This window comes from Isoptericola aurantiacus (assembly GCF_044769875.1).
Classification (GTDB): domain Bacteria; phylum Actinomycetota; class Actinomycetes; order Actinomycetales; family Cellulomonadaceae; genus Isoptericola; species Isoptericola aurantiacus.
This window is the reverse complement of sequence record NZ_JBJBAE010000006.1, coordinates 197,334-223,627: the sequence shown is the minus strand read 5'-3', so window position 1 is coordinate 223,627 and position 26,294 is coordinate 197,334. Positions and strand designations below refer to the sequence as shown.

Genomic DNA, 26,294 nt, shown 5'->3' with positions numbered 1-26,294 from the left:
GTGGACATGCGCACGGCGAGACACGGGCCTCCAACCGGCGTCGCGGGTAGCGTGACGCACACCCCACCAACCGCTTTTGACTTTCATTCTCAACCTGGGTGAGAATCGTTCTCATGAACCGCCGCGCCGCGCTCGGCCTCGCCGCCGCGCTCCCCCTCAGCCTCGCCCTGACCGCCTGCGCCACCGACGCCGGCGGCGGGGACGACGACGGCCGCCTCCAGGTCCTCGCGTCGTTCTACCCGCTGCAGTACGTGGCCGAGCAGGTCGGCGGTGACCTCGTGAGCGTCGACAACCTCACTCCCCCGGCCGCCGAGCCGCACGACCTCGAGCTCGCGCCCGCCCAGGTCCGCGAGGTCGGCGACGCCGACCTCGTCGTCTACCAGTCCGGTTTCCAGCCCGCCGTGGACGAGGCCGTCGAGGCCCGCTCCCCCGAGCACCTGGTGGACGCCGCCGACGTCGTGGAGCTCGAGGAGAGCCCCGGCACCGTCGAGCACCTGGACGACGCCGACGAGCACGCGGACGAGGAGGGCGAGGACGGCCACGACCACGGCACCCTCGACCCCCACTTCTGGCTCGATCCCACGCGGCTGGAGCCGGTCGCCGACGCCGTCGCCGACGAGCTCTCGGCCGCCGACCCGGACAACGCCGAGACCTACGCCGCCAACGCCGCGGCGCTGACGTCCACACTCGACGACCTCGACGCGACCTACGCCAAGGCCCTGGAGCCCTGCGCGGGCGAGACGCTCGTCACGAGCCACGCCGCCTTCGGCTACCTGGCCGAGCGCTACGGTCTGACCCAGGTCGGCATCTCGTCGATCGACCCGGAGGCCGAGCCCTCCCCCGCGCGGCTGCGCGAGATCGGCGAGGTCGTCGAGGAGAACGACGTGCAGACCATCTTCACCGAGACCCTGACCAGCCCCAAGGTCGCCGAGACGCTCGCCGACGACCTGGGCGTGCGCACCGCCGTCCTCGACCCGCTGGAGGGCCTGTCCACCGAGGCCGAGGAGTCCGGCGCGGACTACGTTGCTGTCATGACCGACAACCTGACCGCCCTGACCGAGGGGCTGGGCTGCGCGTGACGACGCCCGCGATCGAGGCGCACGGCGTCCACGTCCACCTGGGCGCCAGCCACGTGCTGCGCGGCGTCGACCTGACCGTCGAGCACGGCGAGGTGGTCGCCCTGCTCGGCGCGAACGGCTCGGGCAAGTCCACCCTGGTGCGCACCGTCGTCGGCGTCCTGACTCCCAGCACGGGCCAAGTGAGCCTCCTGGGCCACCACCTCGGCGACGACGTCCCCTGGCAGCGCGTCGGATACGTCCCCCAGCGGGTCAGCGCCGCGGCCGGTGTCCCGTCGACGGCGAGCGAGGTCGTCGCCTCCGGCCTCCTGCACGGCCGCCGCCTCGCGCTCCCCCGCGGGTGGCGCCGTCGGACCCGCGAAGCCCTCGACCTGGTCGGCCTGGCCGACCGCGCCGACCAGGCCACCAGCCAGCTCTCCGGCGGCCAGCAGCAGCGCGTCCTCATCGCTCGCGCGCTGGTCCGCGAACCGGAGCTGCTCGTCCTCGACGAGCCCGTGGCCGGCGTCGACCGCCCCAGCCAGGAGGCGTTCGCCGCCACCATGACCCGCCTGGTCGGCGACGGCATCACGGTGCTCGTGGTGCTTCACGAGCTCGGTGAGCTCGCCGACCTCATCACCCGCGCCGTCGTCCTGCGGCACGGCCGGGTGGTGCACGACGGCGCCCCGCCACGGCCGCACGGAGGGCACGACGCCGCGGGGCACGACCATGTGCACCCCCACACCTCCGAGCTACCCGTCCAGACGCCGCAGGTCGGCCTGGGCGAGGGGCCGCTCGACACCACCGAGACGGAGGGGCGCCCGTGAGCGAGATCGCGTACATGCTCACCGACCCGCTCATGCAGCGGGCGCTGCTCGCCGCGCTCCTCGTCGGCGCCAGCGCGCCCGTGGTCGGCACCTACCTCGTCCAGCGCCGCCTGGCCCTGCTCGGCGACGGCATCGGGCACGTCGCCCTGACGGGCGTGGCGCTCGGCTGGCTGGTCGGCGCCGCGATGGGGCTGGTCCCCAACGACGTGCTGGCCGTCCCGGGCGCGGTGGTGGCCGCCGTCGTCGGCTCGGTGCTCATCGAGGTGGTCCGACGGCGCGGACGGACGTCGGGCGACCTGGCCCTGGCCATCATGTTCTACGGCGGCATCGCCGGCGGCGTGCTGCTGATCGGCATCGCGGGCGGGTCCTCGGGCAGCCTCATGGCCTACCTGTTCGGATCCATCTCCACGGTCACCACCACCGACTTGATCCTGACGGTCGTCCTGTGCGCGCTGATCCTGGTGGTCGGCGTGGGGCTGCGGGCCGCCCTGTTCTCCGTCAGCCACGACGAGGAGTTCGCGATCTCCTCGGGTCTGCCCGTGTGGGCGCTGAACATGGCCGTCGCGGTGCTCGCCGCGCTGACGGTCACGGTGGCGATGCGGGTGGTCGGGCTGCTGCTCGTCTCGGCGCTGATGATCGTGCCGGTGGCGATCGGCCAGCTCGTGACCCACTCGTTCCGCCGCACGATGGCGGTGGGCTCCGTGATCGGCGTCGTCGTCTGCGTGGTCGGGCTGAGCATCACCTACTGGTACCCGGTCTCTCCCGGCGCCCTCATCGTGGTCCTCGCGATCGCCGTGTACGCCGTCGTGGCAGGGTTGCACCCGCTGCTGGCCCGCCGCCGGCCCGCACACGACCCGCACCCCGACATCCCCGACGACGTCGAGGTCGCCACCACCGACGCAGGAGAGTGCGAACGATGAACCAGCCGCTGCGCATGACCAAGCAGCGGGCCGCCGTGGCCGACGTGCTGGAGGGCAGCGAGGAGTTCCGCAGCGCCCAGCAGCTCCACGAGGCGCTGCGCGACCGCGGCGACGCCGTCGGCCTCGCGACCGTCTACCGCACCCTGCAGGCGCTGGCCGACGGCGGGGACGTGGACGTGCTGCGCACCGAGGACGGCGAGGCGCTGTACCGGCGGTGCGCGCGCGCCGAGCACCACCACCACCTGGTGTGCCGCGCCTGCGGGCGCGCCGTGGAGATCGACGGCCCCACCGTCGAGGCGTGGGCCGCGAGCGTGGGTGCGGCGCACGGGTTCGCCGAGATCGAGCACACCGTGGAGCTGTGGGGCACCTGCGCCGACTGCCGCGCGTCCGCAGCCCGAGAAGGTTAGGCCAGGCTTTCCTCAGCAGGGCATGATAGGTCCGTGCCGACCCTCACGACCCTCGCCGCCGCGGCCGACGACGCGGAACGCCACGGCGTCTTCACGCTGGAGGGCTTCCCGTTCTGGGCGGTCTACGCGGTGGCGTTCTGCATCGTGGCGGCCCGCGCCCAGGCCACCTACTTGCTGGGCCGGGGCGTCGCCCGGGGCATGGGCGGCACCCGGGTGGCGGATCTCCTGGCGGGTCCGCGCGCCGTCGCCGTCGTCGAGCGGATCCATCGCTGGGGCCCGCCCGCGGTGACGGTGTCGTTCCTCACCGTCGGCGTGCAGACCGTCGTCAACCTCGCCGCGGGGTACCTGCGCATGCCGTTCGGTCGCTACTGCGTCGCGCTGTTCTTCGGGTGCCTGGTGTGGGCCGCGGTGTGGACCACCATCGGCACCGCGGCGGTCTACGCCGCGATCTGGCTGTTCCTGCTGCACCCGGCGGCGCTCGCCGGCGCCGTCGCGCTCGCGGCCGGCCTGGTGTGGTGGTGGCTGCACCGCCGGCGCGCCCGGATGCGCGCGCAGGACGCTCCCGCCGGGGCCGCCTGACCCCCTTCCGTCGTGGACGGCGGACCGAGCACCGGGTCCGCTGTGACAGACTTAGGCAATGCTTGCCTCACCTCGTGCGGCGGCCCTCGACGCGGCCGACCTCGTGGCGCGGCGTACCCGACGGCGGATCGCGGCCTGCGCCCTCGCCCTCGTCGCCCTGGTCCTCGTCGTGGCCGCCGGCCTCGTGCTCGGCGTGCGCGACGTGTCGCTCCCCGTCGTCTGGGACGCCCTCACCGCGCCCGTGGCCGGGAACGTGGACCACCAGGTCATCGCCGGGCAGCGCGTGCCCCGCGCCCTGGTCGGCATCGCCGCCGGCCTCGCGCTCGGCGTCGCGGGCGCCGTCATCCAGGGCGTCACCCGCAACCCCATCGCGGATCCCGGCCTGCTGGGCCTCAACTCGGGCGCCTCGTTCGCCGTCGTCTGCGCCGTCTGGCTGCTGGGGCTCACCGCGCCGTCCCAGTTCGTGTGGTTCGCGTTCCTCGGCGCCGCCGCGGCCGCCGCGCTGGTCTTCTCCATCGGATCCGGCCAGCCTGTCAAGCTCGCCCTCGTCGGCGCCACGGTGACCGCCCTGATCACCCCGCTCATCACGCTCGTGCTGCTGCGCGACCAGCAGGCGTTCAACCTCTACCGGTTCTGGGCCGTCGGCTCGCTGACCGGTCGCGGCCTGGAGACGCTGACCGTGGTGCTGCCGTTCGTCGTCGTCGGCACCGTGCTCGCCGCCGGGCTCGCCCACCGCCTCAACATGCTCGCGCTCGGGGACGACGTCGCCCGGGGCCTGGGGCAGAACGTCGGCGTGACGCGCGCCCTGGCCGGCCTGGTCATCGTGCTGCTGGCCGGGTCGGCGACGTCGCTGGCCGGGCCGATCGCACTGGTCGGTCTGGCCGTCCCGCACGCCGCGCGACGGCTGGTCGGCACCGACTACCGCTGGGTGCTCGGCCTGTCCGCGATCCTCGGGCCCGTCATGCTGCTGGGGGCCGACGTCATCGGGCGCCTGGTCCTGCCGAACAGCGAGCTGGAGGCCGGCGTCGTGGCCGCCGCCCTCGGCGCCCCGGTGCTCGTCGCCGTCGCCCGCGGCCGCAAGGTGATGGGGGTCTGATGACGAGCACCGTCACCCTGCTGCGCACCCGCCGCACCCGCCGCCTGGTCCTCGTGCTCGGCGTACTGGTCCTCGTCGTGATCGCGCTGGCGACGCTCGCCCTCACCCTCGGGGCCGCCTCGCTGCCCCCCGGCAAGGCGGTGCTCGCGCTGTTCGGCATCGGCGACGACGGCGACCTGTTCGTCGTGCAGCGCCTGCGCCTGCCGCGGATCGGCGCGGCGCTCCTGGCCGGGGCCGCGTTCGGCCTGGCCGGCGCGCTCTTCCAGTCCACGCTGCGCAACCCGCTGGCCAGCCCCGACATCCTCGGCATCGCGACCGGCGCCTCGCTCGGTGCCGTCACCGCGCTGCTCGGGTTCGGCCTGACCGGGCTGGCCGTCTCCGCCTCCGCCTTCGCGGGCGCGGCCGTCATCGCCCTGCTCATCTGGTTCTTCGCCTGGCGCCAGGGGCTGCACTCGATGCGGTTCGTGCTGGTCGGTGTCGGGTTCGCCTACCTGGCGTCGTCGCTGCTGGCGTGGACGCTCGCGAGCGCCGACGAGCGCGACGCCGCCTCGGCCCTGGTGTGGACCGTGGGCAGCGTGGCGGACGTGCGCGGCACCGAGCTGGCGGTGCTCGGCGCAGGGCTGGTCGTGCTCGCCCTCGTCGTCGCCGGGATCTCTCGCTGGCAGGCGCCGCTCGCCCTCGGCGACGACCACGCCCGCGGGCTCGGCGTGCGCACCGACGGTGCCCGGGTGCTGACCCTGCTGACCGCCGTCGGGCTGGTCGCCCTGGCGACCTCCGTCGTCGGGCCGCTCGCGTTCGTCGCACTGGTCGCGCCCGCCATCGCCCGCAACCTGCTCGACGACGGCGGCCCGGCCCTGTCGGTGTCCGTCGCCACGGGTGCCACGCTGGTCCTGGCCGCCGACGTCGTGGCCCAGCACGGGCTCCTCGGAGTGGCCGCCCCCACCGGCATCGTCACCGGCCTGGTCGGCGCCCCGTACCTGCTGTGGCTGCTCGCCACCCACGAGAAGAGAAGCCGTTCATGATCGACACCCATCGCCCCACCGACGCCACCCCGCGCGTCACGTCCGGCGCCGGCGCACTGTCGGCGCACGGCGTGGCCATCGGCTACGACGGCCACCGGGTGATCGAGGACCTCGACCTCACCCTGCCCGAGGGTCGGGTGACGGTGATCGTGGGGCCGAACGCGTGCGGCAAGTCCACGCTGCTGCGCGGCCTGGCACGGCTGCACCCGCTGGAGGCGGGCCGGGTCACCCTGGGCGATCGTGACGTGACCGGCATGGCGCGCAAGGAGCTCGCACGGCTGGTCGGGGTGCTGCCGCAGTCCTCGGTGGCGCCCGACGGCGTCCGGGTCGCGGAGCTCGTGGGGCGCGGCCGCTATCCGCACCAGGGCTGGTTCGGCCGGCACACCAGCGACGACGACGCCGTGGTGCTGCAGTCGCTGGAGGCCACCGGCGTCGCCGACCTCGCCGACCGCCCGGTCGCCGAGCTCTCCGGCGGCCAGCGGCAGCGGGTCTGGATCGCCATGGTGCTCGCCCAGCAGACCGACGTGGTGCTGCTCGACGAGCCCACCACGTTCCTGGACGTCACCCACCAGATCGAACTGCTCGACCTGCTGACCGACCTCAACGCCGAGCGCGGCACCACCGTGGTCATGGTGCTGCACGAGCTCAACCTCGCGGCCCGGTACGCCGACCACCTGGTGGTCATGTGCGCCGGCCGCGTCGTGGCCCAGGGCGCCCCGGCGGACGTGCTGGACGAGCGGACGGTCCTGGAGGCCTTCGGCCTGGACGCGAAGGTCATCCCCGACCCGGTGGCGGGCACCCCGATGATCGTCCCCGTGGGGCGGCACCGCCGCGCCGACGGAACGCCGCCGACCGAGCACGGTGTGGCCGAACCCTCGTCGTGAGGGACCTCACATCACGATTCGCCCACGAACCGGACCTCGGGGTTCCGACCCGCGGACAAATGAGGTTAGCCTTCCCTCATCTGAACCGTTCCTCACGGCCCGGCCGTGAGCACACCGAGGAGAACCCGTGCGCCTTCGCCGCTCCCTGACCACCGCCGTCGGCCTGACCGCGGCCGCCGCCCTCACGCTGACCGCGTGCTCGGACTCCGGCGAGCCCGAGGCCGCGGACGACGCCGCAGCGACCGACGAGGCCACGGCCGCCGACGGCGCCACCGACGAGTTCCCGATCACCATCACCCACGCGCTGGGCGAGACCACCATCGAGTCGGAGCCCGAGCGGGTCGCCACCTGGGGCTGGGGCTCCACCGAGGCCGCCCTGGCCGTCGGCGTGGCGCCGGTCGGCGTCGCCGAGCAGGTCTTCACGGTCGGCGAGCAGGCGCTCATCCCGTGGGTCGCGGACGAGTACGAGGCGCTCGGCGCCGAGGAGCCGGTCATCTTCACCGACCCTGAGGCGGGCGCCACCGTGCCCTACGAGGAGTTCGTCGAGGCCGACCCCGACCTCATCCTCGCCCCCTACTCCGGGCTGACGGAGGAGCAGTACGACGTGCTCTCCGACATCGCGCCCGTCGTGGCCTACCCGGAAGCGCCGTGGACCACCCCGTGGGACGAGATCATCACGATCACCGCCGAGGCGCTCGGACGCTCCGAGGCCGGCGACCAGGTGCTGGCGGACATCGACACCTACTTCGCCGACCACGCCGCCGAGCACCCCGAGCTCGAGGGCAAGACGTTCGCGGCGATCGTCGACTCCCCGTCGGAGGGCCTGGTGTACGTCTACACCCCGGCCGACCCGCGCGTGAGCATCCTCGAGGGGCTCGGCGTGGTCTCGGCGCCGTCGGTGGAGGAGCTGGACACCTCCGACGGCGGGTTCTACTACACGCTGTCCTACGAGGAGCTGGACAAGCTCGACTCCGACTTCGTCATCGCCTACACGTACACCGAGGAGGAGGCCGAGACCTTCGGCGAGTCCGACGAGCTCCAGGCGATCCCCGCCGTCGCCGCGGGCGACGTCGTCAAGGTCGTCGGCAACGTCGCGGTCTCGTCCGTCTCGCCGCCCACCGCGCTGTCCTACGACTGGCCCGACGGCGTCCCGGCGATCGTCGACCAGCTCGCGGCCCTCTACGGCGAGGACTGACCGAGAGCTCTCAAGCGCCGGCTCGCACCCACGCCGGCAGGTCGATACCGCCGCACGATCGTCAATCCCCGAAGTGGAGCGCCCCCTGGGGCGCGTGAACGCGATCGTGCGGCGGTATCGACCTGCCGGCGACTGGTACGTCAGGCAGTCGGTGCGTCCACCGCTCCCCCGTAGCGCCGGTCACGCCGCGCGAACTCCTCGACGGCGCGCCACAGGTGCCGCCGGTCGACGTCGGGCCACGGTTCGGGCAGGAACACCATCTCGGCGTAGGCCGCCTGCCAGATCATGAAGTTGCTGGTGCGCTGCTCGCCGGAGGACCGCAGGAACAGGTCGACGTCCGGCAGGTCGGGCTCGTCGAGGTACTTCTGGATCGTCTTCTCGGTGATCCGTGCCGGGTTGACCTTGCCGGCGACGGCGTCCCGCGCGATGGCGGCTGCGGCGTCGGCGATCTCCGCGCGGCCGCCGTAGTTGACGCACATCGTCAGCGTGCAGCGGTCGTTGTCCTTCGTCATCTCCTCGGCCGTCTGCAGCTCGTCGACGACCGAGCCCCACAGCTTCGGCCGCCGGCCGGCCCAGCGGATCCGCACGCCCCACGAGGACATCTCGTCACGGCGTCGGCGGATCACGTCACGGTTGAACCCCAGCAGGAACCGGACCTCCTCCGGCGACCGCTTCCAGTTCTCGGTGCTGAACGCGTACGCCGAGACGTGCTTGACGCCGATCTGCACGGCACCCGCGACGACGTCCAGCAGGGACTTCTCCCCCTCCTTGTGCCCCTCGATCCGCGACAGACCCCGGGCGTTGGCCCACCGGCCGTTGCCGTCCATGACGATGGCCACGTGGTTCGGCACGAACTGTGCGGGGATCTGCGGCGGCGTCGCCCCCGACGGGTGCGGGAACGGCTCGGCGTACGAGGTGGGGCGGGGCATCACGACTCTCTCTCGATCATGCGCAACGAGCGCAGGGTGCGCTCCAGGTAGAACTGCGAGTAGGCGGCGACCAGTCCGTCCGCCTCGCTGCGGTGCCGGGGTTCGGCGGCGTCCGCGACGTCCCAGTCGCCCGCCAGCAGCGCGGCCAGCAGCGCGAACGTCTCCGGGGCGGGCGCCGTCGACCCGGGCGGGCGGCAGCGCGGGCAGACGGCCCCGCCCTGAGCGACGGCGAACGCGTGGTGGGGCCCCGGCTCGCCGCAGCGGGCGCAGTCCGTGAACGACGGCGCCCAGCCGGCCACCGCGAGACCGCGCAGCAGGTAGGAGTTCAGCACGAGGCCGGGGGCGTGCGCCCGCTCGGACAGGGCGCGCAGCCCGCCGACGAGCAACCAGTACTGCTGGACGGCGGGCTCGTGCTCGGCCGCGACCAGCCGGTCCGCGACCTCGAGCATCGCCGTCCCCGCGGTGTACAGGCCGTAGTCCGCGCTGATCTGGCGGGCGAACGCGCCGATGGTCTCGACCTGGGTGACGGAATCGAGGCTGCGGCCGGTGTAGAGCTGGACGTCGACCATCATGAACGGCTCGAGCCGGGCGCCGAACCGCGACGACGTGCGCCGCACGCCGCGGCCCACCGCGCGGACCTTGCCGTGCTCCCGCGTGAGGAACGTGATGATGCGGTCGGCCTCGCCCAGCTTGTGGGTGCGCAGCACGACCGCGTCGTCTCGATACAGGGGCACCAGACCATTGTCCCAGGGTCCACCGACACCTCGGATGGTGCCGGGCCGCGACGTCGGGGCCGGTGCGGGCGGTCGTCGCCCCGGCCCCGACGCCCGGTCAGGCGCGCTCGGCGCGGTTCACGGCCGAGACGACGGCCTGCAGCGACGCCGTCGTGATCGACGGGTCCACGCCCACGCCCCACAGGACGTCGTCGCCGACGGCGCACTCCACGTACGCGGCCGCGGACGCGTCACCGCCCTCGGACAGGGCGTGCTCGGCGTAGTCCAGGACCCGCACGTCCAGCCCGACCTGGGCGATGGCGTCGACGAACGCCGCGAGCGGGCCGTTGCCGCTGCCCTTCAGCGTCTGCTCCTGGCCGCGGTCGACGACGTCCACCTCGAGCAGGGTCGTGCCGTCCTCGGCGGAGGTGGACCGGGTGCGGCGCATCCGCAGCCGCCCCCAGGGCTCCAGCCCCGAGGACTCCTCGACCGGCAGGTACTCGTCGGAGAAGATGCGCCAGATGTCCTCCCCGGTGACCTCCGTGCCGCCGGTGTCGGTGTGCCGCTGCACGGCGGCGGAGAACTCGATCTGCAGGCGTCGGGGCAGCTCGAGGTGGTGCTCCGTCTTGAGCAGGTAGGACACCCCGCCCTTGCCGGACTGCGAGTTCACGCGGATGACGGCCTCGTAGGACCGGCCCAGGTCCTTGGGGTCGATCGGCAGGTATGGCACGCCCCAGGTGATCTCGTCGACGTCCTTGCCCTCGGCCTCGGCGCGGGCGGCCATGTGGTTCAGGCCCTTGTTGATCGCGTCCTGGTGGGACCCCGAGAAGGCGGTGAACACCAGATCGCCGACGTACGGGTGCCGTTCGTGCACCGGCAGCTGGTTGCAGTACTCCACCGTGCGCCGGATCGAGTCGATACCGCCGCCGGCGGTGAAGTCGATCTGCGGGTCGATGCCCTGGCCGAACAGGTTCATGCCGAGCGTCACCAGGTCGACGTTGCCCGTGCGCTCGCCGTTGCCGAACAGGCAGCCCTCGATGCGGTCCGCCCCCGCCTGGTAGCCGAGCTCCGCGGCGGCCACGGCGGTGCCGCGGTCGTTGTGCGGGTGCAGGGACAGCACCACGTTCTCGCGGTACTTCAGGTTCCGGCTCATCCACTCGATGGAGTCGGCGTACACGTTGGGGGTGGCCATCTCGACCGTCGCCGGCAGGTTGACGATCACGGGGCGCTCCGCCGTCGGCTCCAGGACGTCGAGCACCTCGTTGCTGATCCGGGCGGCGAACTCCAGCTCGGTGCCCGTGTAGGACTCCGGGGAGTACTCGTAGTAGACGGTCGTCTCCGGAATGGTCTCCTCGAGCTTGCGGCACAGGCGGGCCCCCTGCAGCGCGATGTCGACGATGCCGTCCATGTCGGTGCGGAACACGACCTCGCGCTGCAGGATCGACGTGGAGTTGTAGATGTGCACGATCGCCTGCTTGGCGCCGCGGATGGCGTCGTAGGTGCGCTCGATGAGGTGGTCACGGCACTGCGTCAGCACCTGGATGACGACGTCGTCCGGGATGCGGCCGGACTCGACGAGGGTCCGTACGAAGTCGAAGTCGGTCTGGGACGCCGAGGGGAACCCGACCTCGATCTCCTTGTAGCCCATGGCCACGAGCAGCTCGAACATGCGCAGCTTGCGCGCGGCGTCCATCGGCTCGATGAGCGCCTGGTTGCCGTCGCGCAGGTCGACCGCGCACCAGCGGGGGGCCTTCTCGATGCGGCGGTCCGGCCAGGTGCGGTCCGGCAGGTCGACGGAGATCTGCTCGTGGAACGGCACGTAGCGGTGGTACGGCATCCCGGAGGGGCGCTGGGGGTTGTGCGCCGCGATACCGGTGGTGGCCTGGGCGTGCTCGGTAGTCATCAGGAGAGTTCCTTCGGGGTGGTGTGGTGACGGCCGGCGCACCAACGTCCACCGCGGCGAGGGACCGGCCTCTAGAGGGCCTCGCCGCGGCACCGAAGGAGAAGGCTCACCATGCGCTGCACCCTCACACCGTACACCGTGCGTGGTCCCCGTCACCCCGGTGCCCGCGTCCCCGGGAAGTCGCGCCGACCGGGCGTGCTACCCCGGCGGGACGTTGCCTACCCCGGCCGGGCGTTGCCTACCCCGGCGGGACGTTGCCTACCTCGGCGGGAGGTTGCCTACCTCGGCCGGGGGCTCAGCGGCGGGTGCGCAGCGCGGCGTCGACGGCGGGGTCGCCCAGCGCGCCGAGCCAGTCGAGCAGCGCCGGGTACGTCGAGGGGTTGGCTGCCACGTGCGGGCGCAGGTGCGGCGCCTCCTGGACGATCTGGGCGAGCTGCTCCAGCGGGGTACCCGGGTCGAGGGCCTGCTCGGACGTCCACGGGCTGCCCGGGACGTCCGCCACGGGCTGCAGGACCTGCGTCCGCTGCACCGGCTGCGCCTGCGACGGGGCCGACTGCGTGGACCACGCCGACGCCGCGGAGGTATGGACCTGCGCCGTCTGCTGCCCGTCACCCGCCACGTCGGGCCGCACCGGGGACATCTGCTGGGTGGCGTCCGTGCCGTCGGCCCACGTGCCGCGCCACCGCGACCCCTGCGCCTCGGTCGCCGACGTCACCGCGTCCTCCTCGGCAGCGGGCGGCTGCCAGCTGTGGCCCGCCACGACGGGGTCCTGGACGGCGGTCTGCTGCGCGGCGGGTTCCTGCCACGCCTGGTCGCCGGCGTCGGGTGCCTGCACCTGCCACGCCGCGTCCTGGCCGCCGCCCGGCTGCTGCCACTGCTCCGGCTCTCCGGCCGGGACCGACCCCTCGGCGGGCGGGTCCGCCGCCAGGACCGCGCGCACCGAGGGCGGCAGGAGCAGGGCGCCCAGGACGAGGCCGGGCAGGGCGAGCGCCAGCAACAGCTCCTCGAGGCGGGAGGCCGTGCCGACCCCGGCCCGCGCGATGAGGACGACCACGCCGAGGACGACGATCACGCAAGCGGCGCCGACGGCGGTCGCGTGGCCCGACCGGGCGTCCCGCAGCAGCGCCCGCCGGGCGAGCGACGCCACGACCACCACGAGCACCCCGACCACGAGCCGCAGCACCGCCTCGGCCGAGAACCCGATCCCCACGAGCCGGACGACGGCGACCAGGGCCACGAACGCCGCCACGAGGAGGGTCAGCTCGAACGCCTGCACCGCCACCCGGACCCAGCGCCGGGCGCTCGCCTCGGGCGCCTCGCCGGCCGCCGCCACGGCCCGGTCCAGGGCGACGGGGACGGCCGCGGCCGCCACCACGGGCAGCAGGAGCAGGCCGTAGCGCCCGCCGTGCAGGGACTCGAACCACGCCGCGGCGGACCCGCCGCCGAGGATCGCCAGCTCCAGGGCGACGGCAGCGCCGAGGGCGACGAGCACCATGCCCGCGGCCTCGTCGTCGTGCAGGAACCGCCAGACCGTCAGCCACAGCAGACCCAGCACCAGCAGCGCGGCGAGCACGGACCCGACGGTCCCCGGCCAGGTCGCGCCCTGCACCACGCCCACCAGCGGGGTGGCGACGGCACCGGCGGCCAGCACGACGGCCGCGACGATCACCGCGCGCGTCCCCGGCACGGCCGCGGCGAGCACGACGCCCGCCAGGCCCAGCGCGAGCCCGCCCCCGACGTACCCCGCGTCCCCGGCGGACCGGACGACGTCGAGCACCAGGTAGAGCAGCCCGACCACCGCGTAGGGCACCAGGCAGAGCAGGCGCGTGGTGGGCTCGGCGAACCGCGCCCCGGCGCCGCGGAGCACGTCCGCCCGGGCTGCGTACGGCGCGGCGACCGCCAGGACGGCCAGGACCGTGGTCAGCACCACCCACAGCAGGTCGCTGCCGCGGTGCCCCAGGTCCCACGGCATGGGCAGGGCGACGAGCATCGCGACGACGGCGACGACGTCGCGCACCACGTCCCGGGTGCTCGCCCCGGCGAACGGCGAACGGCGGACGGCGCCTGCGACGTCGGGCATGGCAGTGACTCCTCGTGATCGATCCCGGACCGAAACCGGCCCGGAACGTTTCTACCCGATCCGAGCGGCCGCGTCGCCCCACCGCGCCCGGCCGGTCAGATCCCCAGCTGGTACACGCCCCAGTACGCCAGCGTGACCAGCAACGACGCCGAACCCACCAGCACGGCCCACAACGTGAGGTGCGCCACCGCGCCGTCGGCCAGGACGACGTCTCGGTCGGAGCGCCGGCGGCTGCGCCGGTCGGTGACGCGCTGCAGCAGGATCGCGGCGGCGACGACCGCCACGACCCCGAGCAGCCGCACGGCGACCCACCCGCCCTGCACCAGCAGCGCGTCGCGCTCGTAGTCGAGGGCGAGCCGGGCCACGACCAACAGGTACAGGGCCAGGGCGACGACGGTCGCGATCGCGGCGAGGCCGAGCGTGACCAGCGGGGCGGCGACGCCCGGGGCGAACCGCCGGCCGGTGACGCCACCGCGCCGTCCCATGAGCCGCCGCGCCAGCACGGCGACACCCCAGGCGGCCAGCGCCAGCACCACCAGGCCGGTTCCCGCCACGACGACGGCCACCACCACGTCGCCGTTGCCCCACCAGCGCGGCCGGGGCACGGGGGCGGCCAGGTAGTGCTGGTCCGGCGTCGCCCCCGCGATCTGCGGCGGGGACTCGGCCGTGGCGGGCAGACCCTGGACCCACGCGGCGAGGTCGCGGGGGAAGTCGGGGTGCAGGGGGTACTCGCCGTTCGGGCCGTCGGGCGGCAGGTCGCGCAGCCGGATGCCGTGGTCCGCTCCCCCGTAGTAGCGCACGGTCACCGGTGCGTCGTCCGGGCTCACGGCCGTGTCCGCGACGATCAGCCGCGCGCCCTGCTCGATCGGCATCGACGGGTCGGCGGTGCCGTACACCACCAGGACGGGCGCGCTCTGCCGCTCCAGCCAGGGCCGCACGTCGAAGTCGGCGTAGCCGAACCCCCCGCCCGGCAGCTGCATGCCGACGGCCCGGGGGATGGCGCGGAAGACCTGGCCGGGCACGCCGGTGTTGCGCAGGTAGTTGTCGACGGCGTAGGCGGCCTGCTCCCGTGGCGGCACCACCGGAGCCGAGACGAGGACCGTGAAGGCGATCGACGGGTCGCGGGCCTGCATCACCGGCACGATCCAGGTGCCCTCCGACTCGCCGTAGAGGCCGACCCGGTCCGGGTCGACGCCGTCCGTCCCCCGCAGGAACGCCACCGAGCGCGCGTAGTCCGCAGCCATCGCCTCGTAGTCACGGTCCCGTGTGGAGTAGGTGTCCAGACGCTTGTCCGGCACGAGCGTCACGATGCCGGCGCTCGCCAGGAGCTCGGCCGTGTCCACGAACGCCTCGGCGGCGTCACCCGTCCCCGCGCCGTGGACGAAGACCACGCCGGGACGGTCCGTCAGCACCTGGCCGTCCGCGTCGAGAGGTTGACGCACCAGTCCGTGCACGGTGGCGCCGTCGAGCTCGATCGTGACGTCGGTGGTGCGGACCGCGTGGTCGCCGATCTCTCCGGTCGTCACGCCCGGCGCGTCGGCGCCGTGGACCGTCGTGTCGGACGACGCCGGTTCCAGGTGGTCGGTGACGGGCACCGGGTCCCACGTGGGCCCCGCGACGGATCCGACCACGGCCAGGCCGACCAGCAGGGCCACGCTCGTCGCGATCGTCCGGAACACCACTCACCGGATGCTACTCGCGGGGCCGGTCACCGTCCCGGCCGGGCGCCGTCAGAACCCGAGGCGCTGCAGCTGCTTGGGGTCGCGCTGCCAGTCCTTGGCGACCTTGACGTGCAGGTCGAGGTAGATGCGGGTCCCGAGCAGCTTCTCGATGCCCTCGCGGGCCGTCGAGCCGACCTCGCGCAGCCGCGCGCCCCCGCGGCCGATGATGATGCCCTTCTGGCTCTCCCGTTCCACGAACAGGTGCACCCGCACGTCCAGCAGCGCCGGCAGCGCGGCGTCGTCGTCGCTGCCGCCCCGGTCCGTGCCCTCGCGCGGCACGATCTCCTCGACCACGACCGCCAGGGAGTGCGGGAGCTCGTCCCGGACACCCTCGAGCGCCGCCTCGCGCACGAGCTCGGCGATCATCGTCTCCTCGGGCTCGTCCGTGAGCTCCCCGTCCGGGTAGAGGTCGGGTCCCTCCGGCAGGTGCGCCACCAGCACGTCGGTGAGCTCGTCGACCTGGAACCCGCCCTTGGCCGAGACCGGCACGATCGCCGACCAGTCCCGGTCCAGCGACTGCGCGAGCTGGTCGACGGCGACGAGGTGCTCGGCCAGGCGGCCGCGGTCCACCAGGTCGGCCTTCGTCACCACCGCCACCACGGGCACCGCGCGGCGTCCCTCCATGAGCGGCGTCAGCTGGGAGGCGATGTAGCGGTCGCCCGGACCGATCTTCTGGTCGGCCGGCAGGCAGAACGCCACGACGTCCACCTCGCTGAGGGTGTCGGTCACCAGGGCGTTGAGCCGCTCGCCCAGCAGGGTGCGCGGCCGGTGCAGACCCGGGGTGTCGACCAGGACGAGCTGGGCGTCCTCGCGCTGGACGATGCCGCGGATCGTGTGCCGCGTCGTCTGCGGCCGGGCGGACATGATCGCCACCTTCTGGCCCACCAGGGCGTTGGTCAGCGTCGACTTGCCGACGTTGGGGCGGCCCACCAGGCAGGCGAAGCCCGACCGGTGCGGGATCTCGTGGCTCATGCGGTGTCCTTCTGATCGTGCGGCACGAGGGTCTCCCCGTCCGCTGCCTCGACGACGACGCGCCGTACCAGGATGCTGGCGAGCTGCTTGCGGCGGCCCTCGACGTGCTCGGCCTCGAGCCGCAGCCCGCCCACCTCCGCGGAGGACCCGGCCAGCGGCACCTTGCCCAGCGCCTTGGCGAGCAGCCCGCCCGCGGTGTCGACGTCGTCGTCGTCGAGCCGCAGGTCGAAGAGCTCGCCGAGCTCGTCGACCGGCAACCGTGCGGGCACCCGCCACCACCCGTCGCCGAGGTCCTCCGGCTCCGGTTCGGGCGCGGTGTCGTGCTCGTCGGTCAGCTCGCCCACGAGCTCCTCGATGATGTCCTCGACCGTCACGAGCCCGGCCACCCCGCCGTACTCGTCCACGACTACGGCGATGTGCGAACGGCGGGCCTGCATGTCGCGCAGCAGGTCGTCGGCCGGCTTCGACTCGGGCACGAAGAGCGCGTCGCGCGCCACGTCGCCGACGGGCCGGTCCTCGGCCCGCGGGTCGGCGTCGAGCAGGCGTGCCACGTCCTTGAGGTAGACCACGCCGACCAGGTCGTCGACGGTGCGCCCCACCACCGGCACCCGGGAGAACCCGGAACGCAGGAACAGCCGCATCGCCTTGCGCAACGGCGTCCCGGCGCCCGCGGTCACCATGTCGGTGCGCGGCACCATGACCTCGCGGGCCAGGGTGTCGCCCAGCTCGAGCGCCGAGCGCAGGAGCTCGCGCTCGGGTTCCTCGATGGACTCGTTCTCCCGCACGCGGTCGGCCATCTCGCGCAACTCGTCCGACTCGGGCACCGTGCTGTCCGCACCGGACGGCCGGCGCGGCATCCAGGCCACGGCCCGGTGGACGGTCGCCAGGGGTCCGGCCAGCAGGATCAGCGCCTGCGTGGGGCGGTGGTGGGCCCAGGTGCGCGGGCTGAGGCGCACCACCACGACACCCGCGACGACGCCGACGACGAGCGCCCCGAGCAGGACCTCCCACCACGCGGCGAACCACCCCACGAGCAGCAGCGTCAACGACGCGACCGCGACCGTCTCGGCCAGCACCCGCACCAGGGCGAACGACGCCGCCGCGTCCGGCGCGGCGGCGAGCCGCTGAGCCCGGCGGATGCGCCGTCGTCGGGCCTCCGGCGCGCCCTCGCTGCCCGCGTCCTCCAGCGCCACGGCCAGTGAGACCTTGGTGACCCGCTGGACGGCGGCCTCGCCGGCGCTCAGCAGAGCCGCCACGGCGAGCGCCACCACGAGCACGAGCCACAGGAGCGCGTCAGGTGCGTCCACGGGTCACCGCCCGGCCAGGAACGTCAGCAGCAGCCGGCGCTGGACGGCGAACATCTCGCGTTCCTCGTCCGGCTCGGCGTGGTCGTAGCCGAGCAGGTGCAGGATGCCGTGGGTCGTCAGGAGCAACAGCTCCTCCACCGTGGAGTGCCCGGCAGCCTGCGCCTGCGTGGCCGCGACCTCGGGGCAGAGCACGATGTCGCCCAGGGTGCCGGGCGGCGTCTCGGCGCCCTCGCGCCCCGGGCGCAGCTCGTCCATGGGGAAGGAGAGCACATCCGTCGGACCGGGTTCGTCCATCCAGCGCACGTGCAGGTCCGTCATCGCCTCGACGTCGACGAACAGGATCGACAGCTCGCTGCCCGGGTGCACGTGCAGCTCGTCGAGCGCGAAGCGGGCCAGGCCCGCGAACTCGGCCTCGTCGACCTCGACCCCCGACTCGTTGTTGACCTCGATGGTCACCGGCGTCCTCCCCGGTCGTGACGTCCCGTCCGACGGCGGTCGTCGGCCGGGCGGGCGGTGTCCCAGCGGGCGTAGGCGTCGACGATGTCGCTCACGAGGCGGTGTCGCACCACGTCACCGCTGCCCAGGCGGCAGAACTCGACGTCGTCGACGCCGCTGAGGATGTCCTCGACGATCCGCAGGCCGGAGACGACGCCGCCCGGCAGGTCGACCTGGGTGGCGTCACCGGTGATGACCATGGTGGAGCCGAACCCGAGCCGGGTGAGGAACATCTTCATCTGCTCCGCGGAGGTGTTCTGCGCCTCGTCGAGCACGATGAAGGCCGAGTTGATCGTCCGGCCCCGCATGTACGCCAGCGGCGCCACCTCGATGGTGCCCGCCTCGATCAGGCGCGGGATCGAGTCCGGGTCGACCATGTCGTGCAACGCGTCGTACAGCGGCCGCAGGTACGGGTCGATCTTGTCGCTCAGCGAGCCCGGCAGGTAGCCGAGCTTCTCTCCCGCCTCGACCGCCGGGCGGGTCAGGATGATGCGGTTGACCTGCTTGGCCTGCAGCGCCTGCACGGCCTTCGCCATCGCCAGGTACGTCTTGCCGGTCCCGGCCGGACCGATGCCGAACGTGATGGTGTTGGCGTCGATCGCCTCGACGTAGTGCTTCTGGCCGACCGTCTTGGGCCGGATGGTGCGCCCCCGGCTGGAGACGATGTGCTGCGTCAGCACCTCGGCCGGGCGCTGGGCCGTGGCCGCGGTCAGCATCGCGATCGAGCGCGAGACGACCTCCGGCGTCAGCGGCGTCCCGGACTCGACGACCTCGACGAGCTCGTCGAGCAGGCGCGAGACCATCGCGACGTCACCGGCCGGGCCGTGCACCGCGATCTCGTTGCCGCGGGCGTGCACGTCGACACCCGGGAACCCGTCCTCGACCGCGCGCAGCACCGCGTCGCGACTCCCGAGGAGGGCCACCATCGGTACGTGGTCCGGGACCACCACGCGGTGCTCGGCGGTGTGCCCGGGCGGAGTGGCGCCGGGCGCCGTCGACGCGGCGGCCCGGGGGGTGGATGCGGAGGACGTCATGCTCAGGCGGGACTCCATCCCAGCTGGGTGCCGGCGATGACATGGCCGTGCACGTGGAAGACGCTCTGGCCCGCGCGCGGACCGGAGTTGAAGATGAACCGGTACTGACCATCGGCGAGGTCGTGGGCGACGGTGTCGGCCACCTCGACGACCTCGGCGAGCAGCGTCGGGTCTGCTGCCGCCAGCACCGAGACGTCGCCGTGGTGCTCCTTGGGCACGACGAGCACGTGCACCGGCGCCTGCGGGTCGATGTCCCGGAACGCGACGACGCGGTCGGTGGTCTCGACCACGTCGGCAGGCAGCTCGCCTGCGACGATCTTGCAGAAGAGGCAGTCCGTGTCGGTCGTGTCCGTCATACGTCCCAACCTACCCGCCAGCGGCCCAGCCGGTCGCTCAGGAGCGCCACGGCGACCGGACCCGCCGTCGAGGTGCGCAGCACGTGGGGACCGAGACGTGCGGTGACCGCGCCGGCTTTGGTGAGCAGCGCGAGCTCGTCCTCGCCGATGCCGCCCTCGGGCCCGACCACCACGAGCAGCCGGGGTGCGGCGCCGTCGGTGGCCCCCGGCCCGCCGGGACCGGGCAGCGGCACGTCCGCGAGCGCCGTCGTCGCCTCCTCGTGGAGCACGACGACGGCACCACCGCCGGCCACGACGTCGCGGACGTGGGCGGCGAGCCCGCGGCTCGTGAGGTGCTCGGCGACGTCGGGCGACCAGGCCCGGCGCGACTGCTTGACGGCGGCACACACGGTGGAGCGCCACTTGGCGAGCGCCTTCTCGGCCCGCGGGCCGCGCCACACGACGACGGACCGGTCGGCCTGCCACGGCACGACGGCGTCGACGCCCAGCTCGACGGCGGCCTCCACGGCCTGGTGGTCCCGGTCGCCCTTGGCCAGCGCCTGCACGAGCGTGAGCACCACCGTCGGGGCGGCCTCGACCCGCAGGTCCTGGACGCGCACGTGCACCGCGCCGTCGGCGACGGACTCGACCACGCCCCGGGCGCGCGTCCCGACGCCGTCCACGACGTCGACCCGCTCCCCCGGTGCACGCCGCTGCACGACGCCCGCATGGCGTGCCTCCGACCCGGTGAGCACGACGCTCCCGCCCGGGGCGGTGGTGGCCAGGACGCCGGCGTCGACGAGGAAGACCGGCGCGCTCACGGGGTGCCCCCCGTTCGCGAGCCCTGCGGTGCCTCGCTCACGTGTCAGCGTCCGCTCAGCTTGTCCCGCAGCCGGCTGAAGACGCCCGGGTGGGCGGCCGTGAGGCGCGGCTCGGGCCGCTCCTCGCCGCGCACCGCGGCGAGCTTGCGCAGCAGCTCGGTCTGCTCCTCGTCGAGGGTCGACGGGATCTGGACGTCGACGTGGACGTTGAGGTCACCGCGGCCGGTGGCGTGCAGGTGTCCGACGCCGAGCCCCTTGAGGGTGACGATCTGGCCGGGCTGGGTTCCGGGCCGCAGGTCGATCTCCTCGGGGCCGTCGAGCGTGTCCAGCTCCAGGACCGTGCCGAGCGCCGCCGCCGTCATCGGCACCTGCAGCGTGCAGTGCAGGTCGTCCCCGCGACGCACGAAGATGTCGTGCGCCTTCTCGCGGATCTCGACGTACAGGTCGCCGGCGGGGCCGCCGCCAGGACCGACCTCGCCCTGCGCGGACAGCTTGATCCGGGTGCCGGTGTCGACACCGGCGGGCACGTTGACGGTCAGGGTGCGGCGCGAGCGGACGCGGCCCTCGCCGGAGCACTCCGCGCACGGCTCCGGGATGACCGTGCCGAACCCCTGGCAGGCGGCGCAGGGCGCCGTGGTCATGACCTGACCGAGGAACGACCGGGCGACGCGCTGGACGTTGCCCCGGCCCTGGCAGACCTCGCACGTGCGCACGTCGGTGCCGGGTCGGCAGCCGTTGCCGCTGCAGGTGCCGCACACCACGGCGGTGTCGACCTGCAGCTCACGCTTGGCACCGAACGTGGCCTCGGCCAGGTCGATGTCGATGCGCACCAGGGCGTCCTGGCCCCGGCGGGCGCGCGGGACGGGTCCGGAGGTCTGCTGGCCGCCGCCGAAGAACGTCTCGAAGATGTCCTGGAAGCCGAAGCCCTGGCCGAACCCGGCGCCGGCACCGCCTCCGGGGGCGCTCGGGTCGACGCCCATGTCGAACTGCTGGCGCTTCTCCGGGTTGGAGAGCACCTCGTAGGCGCGGGCGACGTCCTTGAACTTCTCCTCGCCCTCGGCGCCGGCGACGTCCGGGTGGAGCTCACGGGCGAGGCGTCGGTAGGCCTTCTTGATCTGCTCGGGCGAGGCGTCGCGGTCGACGCCGAGGATCTCGTAGTAGTCGGTCACAGGTCTCTCTTCGGTGACGTACGCAGTCTGGTCAGGATGTCGCGCCGGCCGGTCAGCCCGGCAGCACGCGCGACAGGTAGCGGGCCACGGCACGCACCGAGGCGATGGTGCCGGGATAGTCCATGCGGGTGGGGCCGATCGAGCCGAGGGTGGCGACCGTGTCGCCGTCCGTACCGTAGCCCGATGCCACGACAGACGTCTCGGCCAGCCCGTCGAGCCGGTTCTCGTGGCCGATGCGCACACCGACCCCGTCCCCCGACATCTCGGTCAGCAGCCCGAGGAGCACGACCTGCTCCTCCAGCGCCTCGAGCACGGGGCTCAGCCCCTGCTCGAAGATGGCCTCCGGGCGCGCGAGGTTGGCCGTGCCGGCCAGCACGATGCGTTCCTCGCTCTCCTCGCCGAGCGTCTCGATCACGAGGTCGGCCACGGCGCGGGCCACCCCACCCAGGTCGGGCCCGACGGCCTCGACGACGTCGACGAACGCGGCGGGCAGCTCGGTGAGCCGCTTGCCCGCCGCCGCGGCGTTGAACCGGGCCCGCAGCTCGCCGAGGGTGCCCTCGTCGAGCCGAGGTCCGCCGTCGTGCCCGGGACGGGACGGCAGCTCGCAGAAACGCTGCTCGACCCGGCCGGTGTCGGTGATGACGACGACCAGCAGACGACCCTCGGCCACGGGGACGAGCTCGAGGTGGCGCAGCCCCGAGCGCCGCAGCGACGGGTACTGCACGACGGCGACCTGTCCCGTGAGCTGGGCGATGAGCCGCCCGGCACGGACGAGGACGTCGTCGAGGTCCACGGCCTGCGAGAGGAAGGTCTCGATCGCCCGCTTCTGCGGGACGCTCAGGGGCCGGACCTCGGCCAGCCGGTCCACGAAGACGCGGTACCCGGCGTCGGTGGGGATCCGCCCGGCGGAGGTGTGCGGCTGGGCGATGTACCCGGCCTCCTCCAGGGCGGCCATGTCGTTGCGGATCGTCGCGGGCGAGACCCCGAGCTGGTGCCGCTCGGTGAGCACGCGCGAACCGACGGGCTCGCGCGAGGTGACGTAGTCCTCCACGATGGCGCGCAGCACGGCGAGCCTGCGTGCCTCGCTCATGGTCGGCCTCCCCTCGACGCTCCGGACGTTTAGCACTCTCGTGCCGTGAGTGCCATCCTACGCGCCGCCACGGACGCCACGGAGGGCGCCGTCGGGTCCCTGAGGTACCTCAGGCGCTCCCGCTCCCGGTGGCAGCGCCCGAGAACAGGTCATCCGGCCGATCCGCCCGCCTGCCTCAGCCGCCGAGGCTGTGAGCATGAACCCGATCGAGCACCTGACCGCCCACCGGCTGCACGAGGCCGAGCTGGTGCACCGCGTCGAACGAGCCCGCGCGGCCCGTGAGCGCCGCACCGCACGCACCGCCGCGGCCCCGTCGGAGCTCGCGCGCCGTCCCGCGCCCGTCCGCCTGCTCGCCGCGCTGCGCCGCCCCGCGTGACCCTCGTGACGTCGGGCGCGACGTCGGGCGCGGCGTCGGGCGCGGCGGTGGGCGCGGCGGTGGCCGCACCGTCCACCTGGCACGATGACGGCATGTCACCGCAGCGCTCCCCGCTGGTCGGCCGCGCGGCCGAGCTCGCCGTCCTGCACGCCGGTCTGGCCGGCGCGCGGACCGGCAGCGGAGACACCGTCCTCGTCTCGGGCGAGGCCGGGATCGGCAAGACCCGGCTGGTGACCGAGCTGCTCGACGCCGCCGGGCCCGACGTGCTCGTCGCGAGGGGGCAGTGCGCCGACTCGGGAACGGGACCGGTCCCGTACTCCGGTCTCGACGGCATCCTGCGCGACCTCGTCACGGCGCTCGGGAGCGCCACGGTGCTCGAGGCCGCGGGGCCCGCTGCCGACGCCCTCGGAGCGGTGGCGCCCGCACTGGTCGAGGTGCGCCAGGACGTCGGGGCCGGACGAGCACCGGAGGCCGTGACCGACCTGCTCGTCGCTCTCGGGGCCGATCGCACCGTGATCGTCGTGCTGGAGGACCTGCACTGGTCCGACGACGTGACGCGATCGACGCTGGCGCGGCTGGCGCGCGCCGCCGGCTCGGCGTCCCTGCTGGTCCTGGCCACGTACCGGAGCGACGACGTCGATCGGCGTCATCCTCTGCGGGCCACCCTGGCCGAGCTGGACCGGGCACGGCTCGTCACCCGGGTCGAGGTACCGCGCCTCGAGGCCGGTCAGGTGGTCGAGCTCGCCCGCGCCGTGCCCGACGACGCACCCCTGGGCGCCCGCGCGCTGCAGGACGTCGTCGAACGCTCGGAGGGCGTGCCGTTCTACGTGGAGGAGCTGGCTGCCTATCGCGGGCTCGAGCTGCCCACGTCGCTGCGCGACGTGCTGCTGCTGCGGTACACCCTGCTGAGCGCGCGGGCGCAGGAGATCTGCCGGGTCGTCGCCGCGGCCGGCTCCCGCGTGCGGCACGACACCCTCGCCGCGGTCGTGGGCGACGCGGCCCTCGCCGACGCCGAGGGCGCGCTGCGCGAAGCCGTCGACGCACTCGTGCTCGTCACCGACGACGACGGCTACCGGTTCCGCCACGCCCTGACGCAGGAGGCGGTCGACGCCGAGCTCCTGCCGGGTGAGCAGCGGCGCCTGCACACCGCCTACGCCGAGCACCTCGCCGGTGGCGCATCCACGGTCCAGCGACTCGCCGAGGTGGCCGACCACTGGTGGCGGGCCCGGGTCCCGGACCGCGCGCTCGCCGCCGCGGTCCGCGCCCAGCACGCTGCCACGCAGTCCGGGAACGCCACCACCGCCGTCCGGCTCGCCGAGCGCGCCCTCGAGGCCTGGGACCTGGTCCCCGATCCCGAGCAGGTCGCCGGTATCACCCACGCCGAGATGCTTCGTCGGGCCGCCGAGGCCCAGCAGACCGCCACCCGGGTCGACCGCGCTCTGGCTCTCGCGCGCGGTGCGCTCGCCGAGTGGCCCGCCGAGGACCCCTCGGGCCGGGCCGCCGTGCTCGGCCTCATCAGCATCCTCCAGCTGCGCAGCGGCGACCCGGACGGGCGCCACTCCCTGGAGGAGGCCCTGCGTGTGGTCCCCGCGGCGGACCTCGCCACCGTCGCCACGCTCCAACGCGCCCGGGCACGGGCCTCGATGCTCGCCGGCGAGTACGAGCAGGCCGTGACCGCCGCGGCGGCGTCCTACGACGCCGCCATGGCCGTCGACGACACGGCCACGGCGTCCGCCGCGCTCAACACCCACGCGATGGCGCGGCTGCACCAGGGCGATCTCGAGGCACTGCAGGAGCTGGAGCGGGCACGCGGCCTCGCCGGTGACGCGTGGACCGCGATCGGCCGGTACTTCACGAACGCCTCCGACGCGCACGTCCGGCTCGGACGGTACGACCGCGCCCTGCAGATCGGCGAGGCGGGCGCCGAGCAGGCCCGCCGGCACGGAGCGGGCTGGGACTACCGGGCGATGCTCGAGGGCAACGTCGCCGAGGCGATGATCGGCCTGGGACGCTGGGACGAGGCCGACACCTGGTACCGCCGGTCCGTCCCGCTCGTCCGGGCGAGCATCTACGCGGTCTACCTCAGCGAGCGGTGGACCTGGTTGACGTTCTGGCGCGGCGACGTCGAGAGCGCCCAGGCGGCTGCACACGCCCATCGGGCCACGTGGCTGCGTTACGCACAGATCGAGATGCAGGTGCGATCGCGCGTCACCGGCACGTTGGCCGAGCTCGCCCTCGCCCGCGGCGACCTCGACGACGCGTTGTCGCTCGTCACCGACGTCGCCGAGCCCGGACGGCTCGCCGGCGACTACGCCCTGCCGGTCCTGGCCGTGGCGGCCCGGGTGCTGGCCCGGGCGCAGGCCGAGGGTCGGCACGTCGACCTCGCGCCCTACCGGGAGGCGCTCGCACGTGCCTCGACCTGGCCCACGCACCGGGTGTGGGCGGCCCTCTTCCACGCCGAGCTCGGCGAGTCCTCGTGGCCCGCGGTCGCGCAGCTCGGAGTGGACGACGGCGCACCGGCCCACCTGCGCCCCTACGCCCTGCTCCGCCACGGGGAGTCGCTGCTGGGTGCCGGGCAGGTCGGTCGGGCCCGGGAGGAGCTGGCGGCCGCCGTCGAGGAAGCAGCGGCGATCGGCGCCGGGACGGTCCGCTCACGAGCCACCGCGCTGCTCGACGACGTCGGACCGTCCACGCCACGCCACGTCGCCGGCAGCGGGGTGGCGCCGTCCGGTCTGGACAGCCTCACCGACCGCGAGCGCCAGGTCCTCGACCTCGTCGCCGACGGCTTGACCAACGGGCAGGTCGCCGAGCGGCTGTACATCACCCGCAAGACGGTCTCGGTGCACGTCTCGGCGATCCTGCGCAAGCTCGGCGTCGCCTCCCGCACGGAGGCCGCGGTCCGGCTGCGGTCGGGTGCCTCCGGCGGCGGGAGCTAGAAGACGGCCCAGGTACCTCAGACCCGGAGCGTCGTCGTCGCCGCCGCAGGTTCGGTCATCCGCCCGATCCGCTCGCCTACCTCAGAGCAGCAACCTGGTACCACCGCGGACCGCACGGGCCCGCCGACCAGGAGGCACACCATGCACCCCGAGCTGTTCCAGGTCCTGTACCGCCAGCAGGAGGCCGAGGTGGCCCGCGCCGCCGAGCTGCGGCGCGTGATCTCCGAGCGGGCCGCCGCCGAGCGGGCCGAGCAGATCTCCCGCGCCCTGTCGGGCCTGGGAGCCGACCCGGCCGCTCCGGCGCCGGCACGGACCCGGACCCGGACCCACGGGACGCCTGCCGGACTCGCCCGCCGCTGGGGCCACCGGCCCTCCCGGCCGCACGCCGCCTGACGGCGCAGGGTGTGTCGGTCGCGCCGCTCGGAGGCCGA

At 74.0% G+C, this 26,294-nt stretch carries 25 protein-coding genes; 12 read left to right on the top strand and 13 right to left on the bottom strand.

Annotated features, from left to right (window positions below):
- The first annotated feature begins 113 nt into the window (after positions 1–113).
- From ACIQLL_RS16170 to ACIQLL_RS16130, 9 genes are all read left to right on the top strand, one after another.
- Complete coding sequence (locus ACIQLL_RS16170; RefSeq protein ID WP_402469337.1) at positions 114–1,079, top strand: metal ABC transporter substrate-binding protein; 966 nt, start codon at positions 114–116, stop codon at positions 1,077–1,079.
- Entirely contained in the window at positions 1,076–1,879 is an 804-nt protein-coding gene (locus ACIQLL_RS16165) for a metal ABC transporter ATP-binding protein (RefSeq protein ID WP_402469334.1), read from the top strand. Before ACIQLL_RS16170 ends, ACIQLL_RS16165 begins: the two co-directional genes overlap by 4 nt.
- A 14-nt stretch (positions 1,880–1,893) precedes the next feature.
- Positions 1,894–2,799 carry a metal ABC transporter permease gene (locus ACIQLL_RS16160; RefSeq protein ID WP_402469481.1) on the top strand — a complete coding sequence of 302 codons (906 nt, stop codon included), beginning with the start codon at positions 1,894–1,896 and terminating at the stop codon, positions 2,797–2,799.
- On the top strand, positions 2,796–3,206 hold the full coding sequence (locus tag ACIQLL_RS16155) for a Fur family transcriptional regulator (RefSeq protein WP_402469331.1): 411 nt from the start codon (positions 2,796–2,798) through the stop codon (positions 3,204–3,206). Before ACIQLL_RS16160 ends, ACIQLL_RS16155 begins: the two co-directional genes overlap by 4 nt.
- 33 nt (positions 3,207–3,239) lie before the next feature.
- The gene (locus tag ACIQLL_RS16150; protein WP_402469328.1) at positions 3,240–3,785 is read left to right on the top strand and encodes a DedA family protein; all 546 of its coding nucleotides are present in this window, start codon (positions 3,240–3,242) and stop codon (positions 3,783–3,785) included.
- Positions 3,786–3,843: 58 nt separating this feature from the next.
- Entirely contained in the window at positions 3,844–4,881 is a 1,038-nt protein-coding gene (locus tag ACIQLL_RS16145; RefSeq protein ID WP_402469325.1) for a FecCD family ABC transporter permease, read from the top strand.
- Positions 4,881–5,903 carry a FecCD family ABC transporter permease gene (locus ACIQLL_RS16140; protein WP_402469322.1) on the top strand — a complete coding sequence of 341 codons (1,023 nt, stop codon included), beginning with the start codon at positions 4,881–4,883 and terminating at the stop codon, positions 5,901–5,903. The genes ACIQLL_RS16145 and ACIQLL_RS16140 overlap by 1 nt, the downstream gene beginning before the upstream one ends.
- Positions 5,900–6,787, top strand: a complete 888-nt coding sequence (locus ACIQLL_RS16135; protein WP_402469319.1) for an ABC transporter ATP-binding protein — start codon at positions 5,900–5,902, stop codon at positions 6,785–6,787. The genes ACIQLL_RS16140 and ACIQLL_RS16135 overlap by 4 nt, the downstream gene beginning before the upstream one ends.
- Before the next feature lie 127 nt (positions 6,788–6,914).
- Positions 6,915–7,982: an iron-siderophore ABC transporter substrate-binding protein gene (locus ACIQLL_RS16130; RefSeq protein WP_402469317.1), complete on the top strand. Its 1,068-nt coding sequence runs from the start codon at positions 6,915–6,917 to the stop codon at positions 7,980–7,982.
- Positions 7,983–8,122: 140 nt separating this feature from the next.
- Here the strand turns inward: ACIQLL_RS16130 and ACIQLL_RS16125 are convergent, their stop codons facing one another.
- The 13 genes from ACIQLL_RS16125 to hrcA all read right to left on the bottom strand — a co-directional run bounded on the left by ACIQLL_RS16125 (position 8,123) and on the right by hrcA (position 22,551).
- Positions 8,123–8,911, bottom strand: a complete 789-nt coding sequence (locus ACIQLL_RS16125) for an isoprenyl transferase (RefSeq protein ID WP_402469314.1) — start codon at positions 8,909–8,911, stop codon at positions 8,123–8,125.
- The gene (gene recO, locus ACIQLL_RS16120) at positions 8,911–9,645 is read right to left on the bottom strand and encodes a DNA repair protein RecO (RefSeq protein WP_402469312.1); all 735 of its coding nucleotides are present in this window, start codon (positions 9,643–9,645) and stop codon (positions 8,911–8,913) included. The genes ACIQLL_RS16125 and recO overlap by 1 nt, the downstream gene beginning before the upstream one ends.
- Before the next feature lie 97 nt (positions 9,646–9,742).
- Positions 9,743–11,527 carry a 2-isopropylmalate synthase gene (leuA, locus tag ACIQLL_RS16115; RefSeq protein WP_402469310.1) on the bottom strand — a complete coding sequence of 595 codons (1,785 nt, stop codon included), beginning with the start codon at positions 11,525–11,527 and terminating at the stop codon, positions 9,743–9,745.
- Positions 11,528–11,822: 295 nt separating this feature from the next.
- Positions 11,823–13,607, bottom strand: coding sequence for a DUF7937 domain-containing protein (locus ACIQLL_RS16110; protein WP_402469308.1), 1,785 nt, complete (start codon positions 13,605–13,607; stop codon positions 11,823–11,825).
- A gap of 95 nt (positions 13,608–13,702) precedes the next feature.
- Positions 13,703–15,289, bottom strand: coding sequence for an alpha/beta hydrolase family protein (locus tag ACIQLL_RS16105; protein WP_402469305.1), 1,587 nt, complete (start codon positions 15,287–15,289; stop codon positions 13,703–13,705).
- 48 nt (positions 15,290–15,337) lie between these two features.
- Complete coding sequence (era, locus tag ACIQLL_RS16100) at positions 15,338–16,300, bottom strand: GTPase Era (RefSeq protein WP_402469303.1); 963 nt, start codon at positions 16,298–16,300, stop codon at positions 15,338–15,340.
- Positions 16,297–17,607, bottom strand: coding sequence for a hemolysin family protein (locus tag ACIQLL_RS16095; RefSeq protein ID WP_402469301.1), 1,311 nt, complete (start codon positions 17,605–17,607; stop codon positions 16,297–16,299). Before ACIQLL_RS16095 ends, era begins: the two co-directional genes overlap by 4 nt.
- A 3-nt stretch (positions 17,608–17,610) precedes the next feature.
- On the bottom strand, positions 17,611–18,063 hold the full coding sequence (ybeY, locus tag ACIQLL_RS16090) for an rRNA maturation RNase YbeY (protein ID WP_402469298.1): 453 nt from the start codon (positions 18,061–18,063) through the stop codon (positions 17,611–17,613).
- A complete protein-coding gene (locus tag ACIQLL_RS16085) occupies positions 18,060–19,136 on the bottom strand; it encodes a PhoH family protein (protein ID WP_402469296.1) in 1,077 nt (358 codons plus the stop codon). Before ACIQLL_RS16085 ends, ybeY begins: the two co-directional genes overlap by 4 nt.
- 2 nt (positions 19,137–19,138) lie before the next feature.
- On the bottom strand, positions 19,139–19,492 hold the full coding sequence (locus ACIQLL_RS16080; protein ID WP_402469293.1) for a histidine triad nucleotide-binding protein: 354 nt from the start codon (positions 19,490–19,492) through the stop codon (positions 19,139–19,141).
- On the bottom strand, positions 19,489–20,292 hold the full coding sequence (locus tag ACIQLL_RS16075; RefSeq protein ID WP_402469290.1) for a 16S rRNA (uracil(1498)-N(3))-methyltransferase: 804 nt from the start codon (positions 20,290–20,292) through the stop codon (positions 19,489–19,491). The genes ACIQLL_RS16080 and ACIQLL_RS16075 overlap by 4 nt, the downstream gene beginning before the upstream one ends.
- Before the next feature lie 44 nt (positions 20,293–20,336).
- The gene (gene dnaJ, locus ACIQLL_RS16070; RefSeq protein WP_402469287.1) at positions 20,337–21,461 is read right to left on the bottom strand and encodes a molecular chaperone DnaJ; all 1,125 of its coding nucleotides are present in this window, start codon (positions 21,459–21,461) and stop codon (positions 20,337–20,339) included.
- Between the two features lie 52 nt (positions 21,462–21,513).
- Positions 21,514–22,551 (bottom strand): heat-inducible transcriptional repressor HrcA, encoded by a 1,038-nt coding sequence (hrcA, locus tag ACIQLL_RS16065; protein WP_402469283.1) that lies wholly within the window; start codon positions 22,549–22,551, stop codon positions 21,514–21,516.
- Between the two features lie 196 nt (positions 22,552–22,747).
- Between hrcA and ACIQLL_RS16060 the strand changes: the two genes are divergently transcribed.
- The 3 genes from ACIQLL_RS16060 (at position 22,748) to ACIQLL_RS16050 (ending at position 26,256) form a co-directional block, all read left to right on the top strand.
- Positions 22,748–22,927 carry a hypothetical protein gene (locus tag ACIQLL_RS16060; protein ID WP_402469282.1) on the top strand — a complete coding sequence of 60 codons (180 nt, stop codon included), beginning with the start codon at positions 22,748–22,750 and terminating at the stop codon, positions 22,925–22,927.
- 92 nt (positions 22,928–23,019) lie between these two features.
- On the top strand, positions 23,020–25,863 hold the full coding sequence (locus ACIQLL_RS16055) for a helix-turn-helix transcriptional regulator (protein ID WP_402469279.1): 2,844 nt from the start codon (positions 23,020–23,022) through the stop codon (positions 25,861–25,863).
- A gap of 141 nt (positions 25,864–26,004) precedes the next feature.
- Positions 26,005–26,256 (top strand): hypothetical protein, encoded by a 252-nt coding sequence (locus ACIQLL_RS16050; protein WP_402469276.1) that lies wholly within the window; start codon positions 26,005–26,007, stop codon positions 26,254–26,256.
- Positions 26,257–26,294: the final 38 nt, after the last annotated feature.

Coding starts and splice junctions, on each gene's coding strand:
- ACIQLL_RS16170 (WP_402469337.1), top strand. CDS start 114: ATGAACCGCCGCGCCGCGCTCGGCCTCGCCGCCGCGCTCCCCCTCAGC.
- ACIQLL_RS16160 (WP_402469481.1), top strand. CDS start 1,894: ATGCTCACCGACCCGCTCATGCAGCGGGCGCTGCTCGCCGCGCTCCTC.
- ACIQLL_RS16155 (WP_402469331.1), top strand. CDS start 2,796: ATGAACCAGCCGCTGCGCATGACCAAGCAGCGGGCCGCCGTGGCCGAC.
- ACIQLL_RS16145 (WP_402469325.1), top strand. CDS start 3,844: ATGCTTGCCTCACCTCGTGCGGCGGCCCTCGACGCGGCCGACCTCGTG.
- ACIQLL_RS16140 (WP_402469322.1), top strand. CDS start 4,881: ATGACGAGCACCGTCACCCTGCTGCGCACCCGCCGCACCCGCCGCCTG.
- ACIQLL_RS16135 (WP_402469319.1), top strand. CDS start 5,900: ATGATCGACACCCATCGCCCCACCGACGCCACCCCGCGCGTCACGTCC.
- ACIQLL_RS16125 (WP_402469314.1), bottom strand. CDS start 8,911: ATGCCCCGCCCCACCTCGTACGCCGAGCCGTTCCCGCACCCGTCGGGG.
- leuA (WP_402469310.1), bottom strand. CDS start 11,527: ATGACTACCGAGCACGCCCAGGCCACCACCGGTATCGCGGCGCACAAC.
- ACIQLL_RS16110 (WP_402469308.1), bottom strand. CDS start 13,607: ATGCCCGACGTCGCAGGCGCCGTCCGCCGTTCGCCGTTCGCCGGGGCG.
- era (WP_402469303.1), bottom strand. CDS start 16,300: ATGAGCCACGAGATCCCGCACCGGTCGGGCTTCGCCTGCCTGGTGGGC.
- ACIQLL_RS16085 (WP_402469296.1), bottom strand. CDS start 19,136: ATGACGTCCTCCGCATCCACCCCCCGGGCCGCCGCGTCGACGGCGCCC.
- ACIQLL_RS16080 (WP_402469293.1), bottom strand. CDS start 19,492: ATGACGGACACGACCGACACGGACTGCCTCTTCTGCAAGATCGTCGCA.
- hrcA (WP_402469283.1), bottom strand. CDS start 22,551: ATGAGCGAGGCACGCAGGCTCGCCGTGCTGCGCGCCATCGTGGAGGAC.
- ACIQLL_RS16060 (WP_402469282.1), top strand. CDS start 22,748: ATGAACCCGATCGAGCACCTGACCGCCCACCGGCTGCACGAGGCCGAG.
- ACIQLL_RS16055 (WP_402469279.1), top strand. CDS start 23,020: ATGTCACCGCAGCGCTCCCCGCTGGTCGGCCGCGCGGCCGAGCTCGCC.
- ACIQLL_RS16050 (WP_402469276.1), top strand. CDS start 26,005: ATGCACCCCGAGCTGTTCCAGGTCCTGTACCGCCAGCAGGAGGCCGAG.